The following is a 12,448-nucleotide window of genomic DNA, read 5'->3' as shown; positions in this document are numbered from 1 at the left end:
AAGGCTTCTCCCCCCTCCTTTTCTTTTTAAAATGACCAGTATCAAACTGTTATAGAACACGAAAAAGAGCAAATGGTCATCACCATTCGTGCACATACATTGTTGAAAACAATTAATATAGTAGAAAAACGTCTTTTCGACAAATTACACAAGCTGTGGATAAACAATTCAACAGGCTGTGTAATAACTTTCCACAGGTTATCCACAAATTGTGGATAATATAAATGGGCCAGATAAGTAATTAAGAGTTAAAACACAAATATAATATCAAAATAAACAAGATGGTGCAATGGGTGTCACAAACTTATCCACACACTTTACATCCTGTTGAAAAATAATTATCCACATCGGTTATTTGTGTGAAAAAAATGTCGATAATGGGTGTGGATAGTCTAAATATGCCGGAAAAATATCCACATTCTTGTTTTGAAGGTCTTTTAGGAGGAAAAAAAGAATAAAATGCTGGAAACTAAAAAAGAAGGTTTCTTCGTTTGATAACTTATGTTATGCTTATAAGGTTGATAATAAGAGTTTTATCATTGATATTGACAATCGATGGGTTACACAAATATAATGAGTTAGACTGTCTTAAACAGCTATTCCTCAGGGAGGTGTCATAAATGAAAAGAACGTTTCAACCAAATAACCGTAAGCGTAGTAAAGTTCATGGCTTCCGCAGCCGTATGAGTACTAAAAACGGACGTCTAGTTTTAAAGCGACGCCGCAGCAAAGGTAGAAAAAAATTATCAGCTTAGGCCACTGAATAATGTCAGTGGTCTTTTTTACATAAAATCGTAAATGAACTGTCAGTTTTTATCGGAGTGGAAGAAAACATGAAGAAGCGAAACAGGCTAAAAAAAAATGAAGAGTTTCAAAAGGTGTTCAAAAAAGGTCAATCAATGGCAAATCGCCAATTCGTTATTTACCAGCTGGATCAGCCAAATCAAGTTGAACTGCGTCTAGGATTGTCTGTCAGTAAGAAGATTGGTAATGCAGTGATTAGAAACCGAATAAAACGTCTGATCCGTCAGGTGTTTTTAGAGGAAGGCCATAAGTTAAAGCAAGAAAAAGACTACATTGTCATTGCACGAAAACCAGCGAGTGAATTGACCTTTGAAGAAACAAAGAAGTCTCTCCAACATTTATTTAGAAAATCCGCTGTTTATCAACAACAACCGAAAAAGTCTTCGTAATAGAAACTTTCGTTGAATCAATTTTTAAAAGCGCTTCCTTCATCTAGTGAATTAAAATGAAACCACCACTTTGCAAAGAAAAAATGTTACCATACTGATTAGGTGAGTCACTTTCTTAATCAATTCCAACTTAAATAAAGTTTGAAGTAATGGGAGGAATCTTGTTGAAAAGGCGATTATTACTAATATTTAGCTTGATTGGCGTATTGGTTTTATTGGCAGGATGTACACAGATCAATGAACCAATTACATCAGATAGTAAGGGATTCTGGAATTCTTATATTGTTTACCCGCTATCTCAATTAATCACGTACATGGCAAACTTAACTGGTGAAAACTATGGTGTAGCGATTATTATTGTGACACTATTAATTCGCTTGCTTATTTTACCATTAATGATTAAACAGTTAAGAAGTACAAAAGCGATGCAAGCATTACAGCCTGAATTGAAAAAGCTGCGTGAAAAATATAGCTCTAAAGATCAAAAAACACAGCAGCAGCTTCAGCAGGAAACAATGGCTCTTTTTCAAAAAAATGGCGTCAATCCATTAGCAGGCTGTTTCCCAATTTTAATTCAAATGCCAATCCTTATTGGTTTCTATCATGCAATTATGAGAACAGCAGAAATTAAAAAGCATACATTCTTATGGTTTGACTTAGGCAGCCCAGATCCATTGTTCCTATTACCGATTATTGCGGGTGTAGCTACTTTCATTCAGCAAAAGCTGATGATGGCTGGAAATCCTTCGGACAACCCTCAAATGGCTATCATGCTATGGGTGATGCCGATTATGATCGTTGTGTTTGCAATTAGTTTCCCAGCAGCACTTTCATTGTACTGGGTTGTAGGTAACATTTTCATGATCATTCAAACATTGGTGATTAAAACACCTCAAGTAAAAGTTGATACAAAAGAAAAAGCTGGCGGGAATAAAAAATGAAGGAAATAACTGCTGTCGGTCGTACAATCGAAGAAGCAGTAGATTCCGGACTTAAACAAATTCAGCTACTACAAGAAGAAGTAGAAATCACAGTAGTAGATGAAGGAAATAAAGGGTTTTTAGGATTATTTGGTAAAAGACAAGCTGTGGTCAAGTTAGTAGAAAAGATAAATGCATTTAAATTAGCTACACAGTATTTAGATAAAATTGTTAAGTCTATTGATCCTAAAGCAAAGATTATTTCCAAACAGGAACCGAAAAAGATTTCTTACCACATTGATGGAGATAAAACGTCATTAATGATTGGAAAAAGAGGCCAAACACTGTACTCTTTAGAAACGTTGGTACAGCTAGTGTTTAATCGTTATTCTGATCAGTATCATCATATAACAATTGATATTGGCGATTATAGGAAGAAACGACAAGAAGCACTTGAACAATATGCAGTCAAAACAGCAAATCGGGTTTTAAAAACGAAGAGAAAGGTTCATTTAGAACCAATGCCTTCGAATGAACGAAAAATTGTTCATGATGCGATTGCTGCATTCTCTAAAGAACTTGCAACGGCATCTGAAGATACAGGCAGCAAACGTCATGTTGTGGTGCTGTATAAAAAATAGCAGAAAGACTAAGATTCGGCAAAGCTGGATTTTAGTCTTTTTTTATTGAAAAATTGCTTTTTATAGAGGATTTATCCTTTATTTCTAAAAAATGAGTGTGTGATATGGGTGCAAAACGCCAATTTAACAAGTAAGTATAGGGATCAGGGCGTTTAAATTTATTGGATTTAGGTGTAAGATGTGAAGACAAGTTTCAAACGTCGTTATTCACATGTGGATAAGTTAAGTGTTAAAATAGATAAGATGCAAAGCTGTGGATAATTAGATATGGGATACTTTCACTTCGCTTTCATTTATGGTATCTTTAAATTTTGGATTAAGCGTTTTTGATATAGAGATGGACAATGTCCATTTAATAGATAACAGACTGTTTATTAAGTGTAGAGAAAGAGGTGAATGAGTGATGGATACAATTGCAGCAATTTCTACACCGATGGGTGAAGGAGCAATTGCGATTATTCGTTTAAGCGGGCCTGATGCGGTACAGATTGCTGATCGGATGTATAAAGGTCCCAAGGAGAAAAAACTTGTATCGGTGGATTCACATACGATTCATTATGGTCATATTGTGGACTCTAGCACTGAGCAAGTCATAGAAGAGGTCATGGTGTCAGTATTAAGAGCACCAAAAACATTTACGAGAGAAGACGTTATTGAGATTAACTGCCATGGCGGAATTGTAACGGTCAATAAAGTACTGCAGCTTGCTTTAAGAGAAGGGGCAAGATTAGCGGAGCCAGGTGAGTTTACAAAACGAGCTTTCTTAAATGGAAGAATTGATCTTTCACAGGCTGAAGCGGTAATGGATTTGATTCGTGCAAAGACAGATCGTGCGATGAATGTAGCGATTACTCAAATGGAGGGACGACTCTCCGGTTTGATTAAACGACTTCGCGGTGAGATATTGGAAACTCTGGCTCATGTTGAAGTCAATATTGACTATCCTGAGTATGACGATGTTGAAGAAATGACGCATCGAGTTTTAGTTGAAAAGGCAACATCAGTGAAAAAGGAAATTGAGTCACTGCTAACGACTTCTCAGCAGGGGAAAATACTTCGCGAGGGCTTATCCACTGTCATTATTGGAAGACCGAATGTTGGGAAGTCTTCCTTGTTGAATAGTCTTGTACAGGAAACAAAAGCGATTGTAACGGATATTCCTGGCACAACGAGAGATGTCATTGAGGAGTATGTAAATGTTAGAGGTGTACCGCTTCGTTTAGTCGATACTGCGGGTATACGTGAGACGGAGGACATTGTTGAGCGTATAGGGGTTGAACGATCTAGACAGGTCTTAAAAGAAGCTGACCTGATTTTACTTGTGCTCAATTATAGCGAGGAATTGTCAGAAGAGGATATCAAACTATTTGAGGCCGTCTCAGGCATGGATATCATCGTGATCGTGAATAAGACAGATCTTGAGCCTAAGCTTGATATCGAAAAGGTCAAGCAGTTAGCGAAGGATCGTCCGGTGGTTACTACATCATTATTACAAGAAAAGGGGATTGATGAGCTCGAAATGGCGATTCAATCATTATTCTTCACGGGATCAATTGAAAGTGGAGATTTAACGTATGTAAGTAACACAAGGCATATTGCCCTTCTTCAGGCAGCAAAACAATCCATTGAGGATGCTCTTGAAGGAATTGAAATGGACGTACCGATCGACATAGTTCAAATAGATTTAACACGCTGCTGGGAACAGCTGGGTGAAATTATTGGGGATGCTGTTCATGAAAGCTTGATTGATCAGTTATTCTCTCAATTCTGTTTAGGAAAGTAAAGGGAGGAACATAAGAAATGGGTTATGAAGCTGGCAATTATGACGTAATCGTCGTGGGTGCCGGTCATGCTGGAGTTGAGGCTGCTCTTGCTTCTGCAAGACAGGGCGCCAAAACACTTGTATTGACTATCAACCTCGATATGGTTGCTTTTATGCCATGTAATCCGTCCGTAGGCGGCCCCGCAAAAGGGATTGTCGTCAGAGAAATTGATGCTCTAGGCGGAGAAATGGCACGAAATATAGATAAGACGCATATTCAAATGCGCATGCTGAATACGGGGAAAGGACCTGCTGTCCGTGCGTTAAGAGCGCAAGCAGATAAGTTCCAATATCAGCATGAAATGAAAAAAACAATGGAAAATGAACCAAACCTGACAATGCTGCAAGGTATGGTAGATCATTTAATTGTAGAAGATGATGAATGTAAGGGTGTTGTTACTCAAACAGGGGCGAACTATCGTGCAAAGTCTGTTGTATTAACGACAGGGACTTTCTTAAAAGGCCGCATCATTTTAGGAGACTTATCGTATTCAAGTGGTCCAAATAACCAGCAGCCTTCCATTAAATTATCGGATCATTTAGCAGAACTAGGATTCGATTTGGTTCGCTTTAAAACAGGAACGCCTCCTCGAGTGAATAGCCACTCGATTGACTATAGTAAAACAGAAATTCAACCAGGTGATGATGTCCCGCGGGCATTCTCCTATGAAACGGTTGAATATATTACTGACCAGCTGCCATGCTGGTTAACATACACGAGTTTAGAGACTCATCAAATTATTGATGAGAATCTTCACCGTTCTCCAATGTATTCAGGTATGATTAAAGGAACTGGCCCTAGATACTGCCCGTCCATTGAAGATAAAGTGGTTCGTTTCAATGATAAACCGAGACATCAAATTTTCTTAGAGCCAGAAGGTCGTAATACGCAGGAAGTTTATGTTCAAGGATTGTCTACAAGTCTTCCGGAGGATGTACAGCAGCGCATGCTTTCAACCATCCCAGGACTCGAGAATGTTCAAATGATGAGAGCGGGTTATGCTATCGAGTATGATGCGATTGTGCCTACTCAGTTGTGGCCTACACTTGAGACGAAGAAAATTTCTGGATTATATACAGCCGGCCAAATTAATGGTACGTCTGGTTATGAGGAAGCAGCAGGTCAAGGGATTATGGCAGGTATTAATGCAGGAAGAAAAGCATTAGGTAAAGAAGAAGTCATTTTAAGCCGATCTGATGCATATATCGGTGTCCTCATCGATGACCTTGTCACAAAAGGAACAAATGAACCATACCGTCTCTTGACATCACGTGCTGAGTATCGTCTACTTCTACGTCATGACAATGCTGATTTAAGATTAACTGAACTTGGCTATCAAATTGGATTAATTTCTGAAGAAAGATTCCAAGCATTCCAGCAGAAAAAAGAAGCCATTGAAGCAGAGAAAAAACGTTTATATTCTGCCATCATTAAACCTACAGCAGAGACTCAAGAATTTATTCGTTCACTCGGTGGAAGTGAGTTGAAGGACGGCATTCGTGCAAGTGATTTAATGAAGCGCCCGGAAATGAATTATGAATCTGTTGTGAAATTAGCTCCTGCTGAAACACCGCTTCCTTCTGATGTGTGTGAGCAGGTAGAGATTCAAATTAAATACGAAGGTTATATTGAAAAGTCACTCCAGCAAGTTGAAAAACTGAAAAAGATGGAGAACAAAAAGATTCCTGATCGTATTGATTATGATGCCATCAAAGGGATTGCAACTGAAGCGAAACAAAAGCTGAAAGAAGTCCGACCGCTTTCTGTTGCACAGGCTTCTCGTATTTCAGGCGTTAACCCTGCTGATATTTCTATCCTTTTAGTATATTTAGAGCAGGGGCGTATTGCGAAGATAGCAGAATAGAAAGGATGTCGGCATGAACATTGAACAATTTACAGCAGCACTAGAGGAGAAAGGGATCACTCTTTCTCCTGTGCAGCTTGAACAATTTGAAACCTACTTCCGCATGCTTGTAGAATGGAACGAGAAAATGAATTTAACGTCCATTACTGAAAAGGAAGAAGTGTATTTAAAGCATTTTTATGATTCAATATCAGCAGCATTTTTTATTGATTTTCACAAAGTGACGACGATTTGCGATATTGGAGCTGGTGCTGGTTTTCCAAGCATTCCTCTTAAAATTTGTTTCCCTCATCTACATGTGACCATTGTTGATTCTCTTCAGAAACGAATTACGTTTCTCAATGAGTTAGCAAAAGGATTAAACTTACAAGATACTACTTTTTATCATGATCGTGCGGAAACGTTTGGACAACGTAAGGAAAAGCGTGAAAGCTATGATCTTGTCACTGCTAGAGCAGTTGCACGTTTATCCGTCTTGAGCGAACTATGTCTGCCTCTAGTGAAAAAGGAAGGATTGTTTGTTGCTTTAAAAGCATCTGCCGCTGATGAAGAAATGCAAGCAGGGAAAAAAGCTGTCACAGTTCTCGGAGGAGAGGTTGTTGAAAAGCATTCCTTTGTTCTTCCTTTAGAAGAAAGCGAACGGAACATCATTGTCATTGAAAAGAAAAAGCAAACACCAAAAAAATATCCTAGAAAACCAGGAACACCTAATAAATCACCAATAGAAGGTTGATCATGTAAAAGGTCGGTTTTTCTTCAATATTTATGATTTTACAGAAGGAAAAAACATGAGAAAATAGAATTATAAAAAGGTAGTTTTTAAAGGTGGTGTAGGTTCATGAAGCATTCACTCTCACGCTTCTTCGGGCTTGGAGACAAAGAACATCCTGAGCGTGAAACCGAAATAGAGGCAGAGATTGCTGAGCATGATACATTAAAGGAAGAGATACAGGAGCTCCCGGTCGACACAATTATGCCAAACCGTTTTCAGCCACGCACCATTTTTTCAGAAGAAAAGATACAAGAGCTGGCCACGACGATTCATACCCATGGCATTATCCAACCGATTGTTGTTAGACCAACAGAAGAAGAAGGAAAATATGAACTGATCGCCGGCGAAAGACGTTGGAGGGCGGTACAGACTCTTCAATGGGAGAAAATCCCCGCTATTATAAAAGATTTTACTGATACGGAAACGGCATCTGTGGCATTGATTGAAAATTTGCAAAGAGAAGAGCTGTCTTCTATTGAAGAGGCTCATGCTTATGCACGTCTTTTAGAGCTTCATGATTTAACACAAGAGGCGCTTGCTCAGCGTTTAGGCAAGGGACAATCAACTGTTGCAAATAAATTAAGACTTTTAAAGTTGCCTGAAGAGGTACAACAAGCCATTTTAGAGAAAAAAATCTCTGAAAGGCATGCACGTTCACTTGTGCCCCTAAAGCTTCCAGAATTACAAATCGCGCTATTGCAGGAAATCATCGAAAAGCAGTTGAATGTGAAACAGACTGAAGAGCGTGTAGTGAAGATGCTTGAACAAAAAACGGATCGCAAACCGAAGCCAAAACGTAAGGCGTTTAGTCGTGATACACGAATTGCGATGAATACCATTCGTCAGTCTCTCCACATGGTAGAAGACAGCGGACTTAAAATAAATACCGAGGAAGAAGAGTTTGAGGAATATATCCAATTAACGATTCGAATTCCTAAATAGAAAAAAGCTGATGAGCGCCACTCGTCAGCTTTTTTTGTAAACCTTTTTATTATCATTTTGTTATCATTTGTTATTTACTGTTTGCTTTTGCAAATGAAATGATAAAATCATGATGAAACAAAGCGGTATGTCTAAAGAAGTGACTGTACAGCATTCGCACCAAGAGGGAACGATCCACTTGATGATTGCTGAAGCTGATCCGAAGAACTATGACTTGTGAACAAACAATAACCTAGCCTTGTGAGCAAATGTCGTACAATTGAATTCAGGCATCCAAAAAGATATATCAATATACTTTTCCGATGCGTTTTCATTCGTCCTTTTATGTACGAAAAGGTACATTCACCGACGAATTTATAATAGGGAAACAAAAAAAGCAAACGTTTCATACTTTTTTTGATAGAATAGAAAGTATGAATGAATGAGAAACTTGTTAAGTTGAAAGTGGGTGACATCGTGGGGAAAATCATAGCGATTACCAACCAGAAGGGCGGCGTCGGGAAGACGACAACTTCTGTTAATTTGGGTGCGTGTTTAGCATACATAGGCAAACGAGTGTTGCTGGTTGATATTGATCCGCAGGGCAATGCCACGAGTGGTATTGGGATTGAGAAGGCCGACGTAGAAAAGTGTGTGTACGATATTTTAGTTGATGATGCAGATGTTCTTGATGTGATTAAGACGACAGAGGTCGAAAATCTTGATGTCATTCCTGCGACAATACAGCTTGCAGGGGCTGAAATAGAGCTTGTGCCTACAATCTCACGGGAAGTGAGGCTGAAGAGAGCACTTGAATCTGTTAAGCAGAATTATGATTATATGATTATTGACTGCCCGCCATCACTTGGACTGCTGACGATTAATGCGTTAACTGCATCCGATTCCGTTTTAATACCAGTTCAGTGCGAATATTATGCGCTTGAAGGATTGAGCCAATTGTTAAACACAGTTCGTCTCGTGCAGAAACATTTAAATACCGATCTTGCCATTGAAGGTGTCTTGCTGACAATGCTTGATGCCCGAACAAACCTTGGGATTCAGGTAATCGAAGAAGTGAAGAAGTACTTTAGAGATAAAGTCTATCAAACCGTCATTCCGAGAAATGTGAGGCTGAGTGAAGCGCCTAGTCATGGAAAGCCGATTATCTTGTATGATCCACGTTCAAGAGGTGCAGATGTCTATTTAGACTTAGCAAAGGAAGTGGATGCGAATGGCTAAAGGTCTTGGAAAGGGTATTAATGCACTATTTAACAATGTAGACTCAAATGAAGAAACGGTTGAAGAAATCAAATTAAAGGATTTGCGTCCGAATCCGTATCAACCAAGGAAAACGTTTGATGATGATGCATTGTCTGATCTGAAAGAATCGATTCAGCAGCACGGGGTTTTACAGCCGATCATTGTTCGTAAATCGATTAAAGGATATGACATAGTAGCAGGAGAACGCCGTTTCCGCGCAGCACAACAAGCTGGTCTGACAACAATTCCTGCAATCGTTCGAGAGTTTTCAGAAACACTGATGAGAGAAATTGCCCTCTTAGAAAACCTGCAGCGTGAGGATCTCTCTCCACTAGAGGAAGCGGAAGCATATGCTTCCTTGCTGGATCATCTAAGTGTGACGCAAGAGGAATTAGCGAAGCGATTAGGGAAAAGCAGACCGCATATTGCGAACCATCTCCGTCTGTTGACTTTACCGGATGACATCCAAAAGCTGATTGCAAATGGAACGTTATCAATGGGACATGGCCGCACATTGCTCAGCTTAAAGAACAAAAAGAAGCTGGCGCCTTTGGTAAAGAAAATCGTGGATGAGGGGTTAAACGTACGACAGGTTGAGAAACTTGTTCAGCAGTTAAACGAAAATGTTCCACGTGAAACAAAGAAAAAAGAAGCACCAAAGGATCGAGTGTTGAAAGAAAGAGAGTCTTTCTTACAAAACTACTTTGGTACTTCAGTGACGATCAAGAAACAGAAGAAAAAAGGGAAAATTGAGATTGAATTCCTCTCGAATGAAGATTTAGAAAGAATTCTTGAATTGCTTTCTACGAGGGAATCATCAGAGTGACCATCTTGATATGAGATGGTCTTTTTTATATTCTCCCAGTGATATTTTGAATAGGGGTGAAGAGAGACCGGCTTTTTTCTCTCGTCCAATCCATTTGGTCAATGTGAGATAGACTTTCAGAAAGTGTATTGGCCATAGACATGACAAGATGAAGACGTGTGTTTTGGAGGACAAAGTATTCCATGAAACCACTCACATTGACGATCCCATTAATATGAATATCTCCTACCTCTGGCAGCTCCTTTTGGACACCAGCTCCAGGCTTTAACGGACCATCTCCAATTTGGAAGGAACCGACACTTTTCACTCTTCCTAAACAGGCATCAACCGCTACAATAAACGGGTGTTTATGAGCTTGTTCAATTTCAGCGAGTTTTTCTTTTAAATTGACCGCATGCACTGGGTCAGAGAGTGTTCCATATACATGAAGCTTTTTCAAATCCAGACCTGAAAGCTTTGTACCAACAAGTGGACCTAGAGAGTCGCCAGTTGAGCGGTCTGTTCCAATACAGACGATGGCAACGGGTCTTTTTCCTGCTTTCTGAAGATGCGAGAATAAAATACTTTTAAGCTGTTGAATGGCGTTTGTATCCGTATGGGACACGTATTCTTTTACCCTATTTCTAAAAAAAAGACCGTTCTTGCTATTCATAGGTCTCACTTCCTTGTCATAGTAGTTAGTAACAGTATACGGAAACAAGCTTAATTCTATACCTATGAGGTGATGATTGTGTGGAAGGCTGGTTCAAGGTGGACGCTTTTAATTTTAGGAAGCTTAATAGGAGCAGGATATGCTTCCGGCCAGGAAATTTGGCAGTTTTTTGGCATTGATAGCGGACTAGCCATTCTACTGTTTACATTGATGTTTATGCTGTCTACCTATGTGGTGTTAAAAATCAGTTATGAGGTGCGTGCCGATCACTTTGTGCCAGTGCTGGAACGGCTTGTCGGTCCATGGCTGGCTAAGGTGTATGACGTGTTAATTGTCCTATATTTATTCACGACAACGACGGTCATGATTGCCGGCGGCGGGGTGACTCTTGAGATGTATCATGTGCCTTTTTGGATTGGCATCGGCGCGTTTTGTTTGTTTTCATTTATGATTTTTTTCTGGGATGTGAAAGGGCTTTTATCTGTGAATGCTTTCATTATACCAATTTTGGTGGCGGGGCTCATCTATGCGTTTGTTTTTTATTATATGAATCATGATCATATGTGGCGGATTGATTTTGGGCAGCAGTACAATTGGCCTGCCAGCATTGTCTTTGCTTCTTTGAATATATTATCTGTCGTGGCAGTGCTGTCTTCGGTTGGGAAAGAAATGAAGGGGCTTGGGGAAGCCAAGGTGGCGAGTATATTAAGCGGTCTTATTTTTGGTGTCATCTCGTATGTGTATAACGAAATACTGGTTGATATTTCTGGAAGCCTTTCATCAGAAGGAATTCCTTTGTTTACAGTATTAGAAGGGGCGCCGACTTCTTTGTTTGTGTTTATGACCGTTGTCCTTTGTCTAGCAATTTATACGACGACGGCAGCAGGTTTATTTGGATTATCAAGCCGGATGCTTTCTTTTGTACGAATGCCCCGCTGGCTGGTTGTATTGGTGATGCTTCTTTTGATGGCACCTTTAACATCTCTTGGATTTGCTGATTTGATTGCTTTCTTGTATCCAATTTATAGTTTGTTGAATCTTTATTTGCTCGTCTGTTTAATGCTGTATCCGATTTTAAGTAAAAAGATATTTTCTTGTCCCAAAAATTATATTGATAAAACAAAATAAGCACCTCTCTTTTTTAGAGCTGTGCTTATTTGATCTGAATTGAATCAATCGCTTCTTTGATATCATCATAGACAGGCATTTGCTTGAGACGCTGGAGGCGATCCTCTAATTCTGAAATGGCCTGTCCCTTTAAATGCTGGGAAATGTGTTGTTTGACAATGGTCGTCTGGTTTATTATGTCTTCTGTTTTAGCCAATTGATACTCCAAGTGCACGCGAGTATTTGCTAATTCGTCGTGCAGCCGCATTTTGAGCAGCCGTTTTAGATCCTTTCGCTGTCCTTCTCTGCGCATGGCCTGAATGGCGGCAATTTCTTCTGGAGACTGTGTTTGTGTGTGTGGTGCCGATTGATTTTCGAATACAGACATGGAGCGGCGGGCACTCACATTTTGTAAGAAACGCTGGGCGTCACTAGGAGGCTTATTTTGATTGATCATGCGATGACTCCT

Annotated in this window: 13 protein-coding genes; 11 read left to right on the top strand and 2 right to left on the bottom strand. The window is 39.5% G+C overall.

What is annotated here, in order from left to right; all coding sequences use genetic code 11:
* Positions 1-620 precede the first annotated feature (620 nt).
* The 10 genes from rpmH to MHB67_RS18810 all read left to right on the top strand — a co-directional run bounded on the left by rpmH (position 621) and on the right by MHB67_RS18810 (position 10,220).
* A complete protein-coding gene (gene rpmH, locus MHB67_RS18855) occupies positions 621-755 on the top strand; it encodes a 50S ribosomal protein L34 (RefSeq protein ID WP_073208224.1) in 135 nt (44 codons plus the stop codon).
* A 78-nt stretch (positions 756-833) separates the two neighbouring features.
* Positions 834-1,193 (top strand): ribonuclease P protein component, encoded by a 360-nt coding sequence (gene rnpA, locus MHB67_RS18850; RefSeq protein ID WP_024427652.1) that lies wholly within the window; start codon positions 834-836, stop codon positions 1,191-1,193.
* Positions 1,194-1,351: 158 nt separating this feature from the next.
* Positions 1,352-2,134 carry a YidC family membrane integrase SpoIIIJ gene (gene spoIIIJ / locus MHB67_RS18845; RefSeq protein WP_087976621.1) on the top strand — a complete coding sequence of 261 codons (783 nt, stop codon included), beginning with the start codon at positions 1,352-1,354 and terminating at the stop codon, positions 2,132-2,134.
* On the top strand, positions 2,131-2,754 hold the full coding sequence (gene jag / locus MHB67_RS18840) for an RNA-binding cell elongation regulator Jag/EloR (RefSeq protein WP_103132513.1): 624 nt from the start codon (positions 2,131-2,133) through the stop codon (positions 2,752-2,754). The genes spoIIIJ and jag overlap by 4 nt, the downstream gene beginning before the upstream one ends.
* Positions 2,755-3,157: 403 nt before the next feature.
* Positions 3,158-4,537: a tRNA uridine-5-carboxymethylaminomethyl(34) synthesis GTPase MnmE gene (gene mnmE / locus MHB67_RS18835; protein WP_044333175.1), complete on the top strand. Its 1,380-nt coding sequence runs from the start codon at positions 3,158-3,160 to the stop codon at positions 4,535-4,537.
* Between the two features lie 17 nt (positions 4,538-4,554).
* Entirely contained in the window at positions 4,555-6,441 is a 1,887-nt protein-coding gene (gene mnmG, locus MHB67_RS18830) for a tRNA uridine-5-carboxymethylaminomethyl(34) synthesis enzyme MnmG (protein ID WP_073208217.1), read from the top strand.
* 13 nt (positions 6,442-6,454) lie between these two features.
* Positions 6,455-7,174, top strand: coding sequence for a 16S rRNA (guanine(527)-N(7))-methyltransferase RsmG (rsmG, locus tag MHB67_RS18825; protein ID WP_024424068.1), 720 nt, complete (start codon positions 6,455-6,457; stop codon positions 7,172-7,174).
* Between the two features lie 105 nt (positions 7,175-7,279).
* Complete coding sequence (noc, locus tag MHB67_RS18820; protein WP_024424067.1) at positions 7,280-8,155, top strand: nucleoid occlusion protein; 876 nt, start codon at positions 7,280-7,282, stop codon at positions 8,153-8,155.
* Positions 8,156-8,611: 456 nt separating this feature from the next.
* Positions 8,612-9,373 (top strand): sporulation initiation inhibitor protein Soj, encoded by a 762-nt coding sequence (gene soj / locus MHB67_RS18815; RefSeq protein ID WP_008360890.1) that lies wholly within the window; start codon positions 8,612-8,614, stop codon positions 9,371-9,373.
* Complete coding sequence (locus MHB67_RS18810; protein ID WP_024424064.1) at positions 9,366-10,220, top strand: ParB/RepB/Spo0J family partition protein; 855 nt, start codon at positions 9,366-9,368, stop codon at positions 10,218-10,220. The genes soj and MHB67_RS18810 overlap by 8 nt, the downstream gene beginning before the upstream one ends.
* Positions 10,221-10,245: 25 nt before the next feature.
* Here the strand turns inward: MHB67_RS18810 and yyaC are convergent, their stop codons facing one another.
* On the bottom strand, positions 10,246-10,872 hold the full coding sequence (gene yyaC / locus MHB67_RS18805; RefSeq protein ID WP_024424063.1) for a spore protease YyaC: 627 nt from the start codon (positions 10,870-10,872) through the stop codon (positions 10,246-10,248).
* A 72-nt stretch (positions 10,873-10,944) separates the two neighbouring features.
* On the opposite strand from yyaC, the gene MHB67_RS18800 reads away from it, so the two are divergent.
* On the top strand, positions 10,945-12,000 hold the full coding sequence (locus MHB67_RS18800) for a hypothetical protein (protein WP_342492711.1): 1,056 nt from the start codon (positions 10,945-10,947) through the stop codon (positions 11,998-12,000).
* Positions 12,001-12,025: 25 nt separating this feature from the next.
* Here MHB67_RS18800 and MHB67_RS18795 read toward each other — a convergent pair whose 3' ends face one another.
* Complete coding sequence (locus tag MHB67_RS18795) at positions 12,026-12,436, bottom strand: hypothetical protein (RefSeq protein WP_133744940.1); 411 nt, start codon at positions 12,434-12,436, stop codon at positions 12,026-12,028.
* Between the last annotated feature and the right edge of the window lie 12 nt (positions 12,437-12,448).

Source organism: Bacillus sp. FSL H8-0516 (genome assembly GCF_038635285.1).
Classification (GTDB): Bacteria; Bacillota; Bacilli; order Bacillales; family Bacillaceae; genus Bacillus; species Bacillus safensis.
The sequence above is the reverse complement of the archived record's forward strand: the minus strand, read 5'-3'. Positions and strand labels throughout refer to the sequence as shown.

Excerpts from the sequence above, each read along its gene's own strand:
- MHB67_RS18795 (WP_133744940.1), bottom strand. The coding sequence starts at position 12,436 with ATGATCAATCAAAATAAGCCTCCTAGTGACGCCCAGCGTTTCTTACAA.
- mnmG (WP_073208217.1), top strand. The coding sequence starts at position 4,555 with ATGGGTTATGAAGCTGGCAATTATGACGTAATCGTCGTGGGTGCCGGT.
- rnpA (WP_024427652.1), top strand. The coding sequence starts at position 834 with ATGAAGAAGCGAAACAGGCTAAAAAAAAATGAAGAGTTTCAAAAGGTG.
- yyaC (WP_024424063.1), bottom strand. The coding sequence starts at position 10,872 with ATGAATAGCAAGAACGGTCTTTTTTTTAGAAATAGGGTAAAAGAATAC.
- rsmG (WP_024424068.1), top strand. The coding sequence starts at position 6,455 with ATGAACATTGAACAATTTACAGCAGCACTAGAGGAGAAAGGGATCACT.
- noc (WP_024424067.1), top strand. The coding sequence starts at position 7,280 with ATGAAGCATTCACTCTCACGCTTCTTCGGGCTTGGAGACAAAGAACAT.
- MHB67_RS18810 (WP_024424064.1), top strand. The coding sequence starts at position 9,366 with ATGGCTAAAGGTCTTGGAAAGGGTATTAATGCACTATTTAACAATGTA.
- rpmH (WP_073208224.1), top strand. The coding sequence starts at position 621 with ATGAAAAGAACGTTTCAACCAAATAACCGTAAGCGTAGTAAAGTTCAT.
- mnmE (WP_044333175.1), top strand. The coding sequence starts at position 3,158 with ATGGATACAATTGCAGCAATTTCTACACCGATGGGTGAAGGAGCAATT.
- jag (WP_103132513.1), top strand. The coding sequence starts at position 2,131 with ATGAAGGAAATAACTGCTGTCGGTCGTACAATCGAAGAAGCAGTAGAT.
- MHB67_RS18800 (WP_342492711.1), top strand. The coding sequence starts at position 10,945 with ATGATTGTGTGGAAGGCTGGTTCAAGGTGGACGCTTTTAATTTTAGGA.